Origin of the sequence: Moorena sp. SIO4A1, assembly GCF_010672065.1 — a bacterium.
Classification (GTDB): domain Bacteria; phylum Cyanobacteriota; class Cyanobacteriia; order Cyanobacteriales; family Coleofasciculaceae; genus Moorena.
On record NZ_JAAHHX010000488.1, the window covers coordinates 1 to 1,782 of the forward strand.

Below are 1,782 nucleotides of genomic sequence, written 5' to 3' on the forward strand. Positions count from 1 at the left end.
CCATTTGGCTAATTTTGCGGTACTTTTCGATGTCCAGAGTAACGGAGAACTTGGATCTCCACGAGTCGCTGGTGCAATTAATTTTTCTAGATCTTGAATTAATGTGTGGTCATTTTGCGATAAACTTTTGCGTCCACCTCCAGGTTTTCTCACTTTTCTGTGGATCTTAGTTGAGCTCCTTCTTTGATTTTGATTATCATCTTGAACAATTGGAACTTGTAGTTCTTGAATTCCCCTTTTAATGGTTTTACTTGATAATCCAGTCGCAAAAGCCACTGTTTTTATTCCTTCTTTCCCTAAAGATACTGCTTCAGCTCCTGACCACAACCGTCTGAGTTTTTCATCCATGTATGGCATTAAAGCCTCAAATTTGGTTCTAATATCCTCAATTATTGACATTTTACCCAGAAACAATCACTTCGATTCTATTGTCTCATTTTTAGACCCTTATCAGAAAGTTGTTTCTGCGCAACTCCTAAGCAATAGAGGGGGACTGGACTACTAAGAAGGTGGAGCAAATGGTAGTTTAATCGGGGCAGCATCAGTGGGATCCCAGTCTATGTTGCTGATTGCATAAATCAAGTTTATCTGGAGTTTAGCGCTAAAAATACTTACCCATAAAGCATTTCAGTAATAATCGGTAATGGGTAACAAGATAATTGGTAATTGTAATTGCTGCTGAGCCATTACTGCTGAGCCATTACCCATTACCTAGTTACCCATTACCCATTGGTGACAAGTTAAGCAAAAGAGCAATTTGTCAAGTACTTTCCAGAAATTGCTGTATCCTTTACTAGGTAAACTATTCAGTGCGTACGCTAACCCCAAACTGTGTGTACGCTAACCCCAAACTGTGTGTACGCTAACCCCAAACTGTGCGTACGCTAACCCCAAACTGTGCGTACGCTAACCCCAAACTGTGCGTACGCTAACCCCAAACTGTGCGTACGCTAACCCCAAACTGTGCGTACGCTTCGAGCACCAGCATATGCGGCTCGCGAACCGTAGACTAACTGAAGTATCGGTGGTTATAAAGGTAAAAAGAGAATGGCTCATTCACAAAAAAGTATTAGAGACCACACCAGACCGCGAAACCAGCCCAATATAGATAACAAAGTCATAGCTCAACAACTAGAAGATTTAGTCAAACCTTGCGTGTACAATCAACTAGCCTACTACCGCTCATTAGACATGAGAAGCAGGATATTGAGTTTACCATTGATGCTGGCAGTGGTATTGAGTTTACTGTGGAGGCAAGTACCATCAGTAACAGAGCTCAATCGAATGCTAGCAAGCGATGCAGCGCGGTCTTGGGGGTTTCCCCCATGAGCGACTGCATCAAGACAGGGAAAACTTGCTGTGGGCGAAGGCAGTGAAAGTGTCTCAACAAGCCCTATCTCAAAGATTCTTAACCTTTCCAGCATCATTGTTTCAAAGAGTACTAAAAGACTTACTAGTTTTGTTAAACCAACGTTGGCAGCAAAGAAACAGAGAAAGTCCGGTAAGCGTTAAAAGAGCGAGAAAGTATTTTGAACGTTTGTGGATAGTAGATGCAACGACCGGAGAGGAATTGTTTCGTAAGCTAAAAAGTTTAGAAACAGTACCTCTGGGTCAATTAGGAGGTAGAATCTGTGCGGTGGTAGATTTAGAAACACGCTTTCCAGTCGAAACCTGGTTTAAATCTAATCCTTACACCCATGAGAGTAACTTTGTGCCCAACTTGTTAGAATTGATCCCAGCCAAAACGCTACTCATCTTAGATAGAGGGTTTTGGAACTTTCG

The 1,782-nt window shown here is 42.0% G+C and carries 1 protein-coding gene and 2 pseudogenes; 2 read left to right on the plus strand and 1 reads right to left on the minus strand.

Features of this window, described 5'->3' with window-relative positions:
* Positions 1–399, minus strand: a pseudogene (locus F6K53_RS39770) (ISAzo13 family transposase); the annotation flags it as partial.
* Positions 400–1,047: 648 nt separating this feature from the next.
* Here F6K53_RS39770 and F6K53_RS39775 point away from each other — a divergent pair.
* Both F6K53_RS39775 and F6K53_RS39780 read left to right on the plus strand, forming a co-directional pair.
* Positions 1,048–1,329: a hypothetical protein gene (locus tag F6K53_RS39775; RefSeq protein ID WP_293085519.1), complete on the plus strand. Its 282-nt coding sequence runs from the start codon at positions 1,048–1,050 to the stop codon at positions 1,327–1,329.
* A pseudogene (locus F6K53_RS39780) lies at positions 1,298–1,782 on the plus strand (hypothetical protein); the annotation flags it as partial. The gene F6K53_RS39775 and the pseudogene F6K53_RS39780, both read left to right, overlap by 32 nt.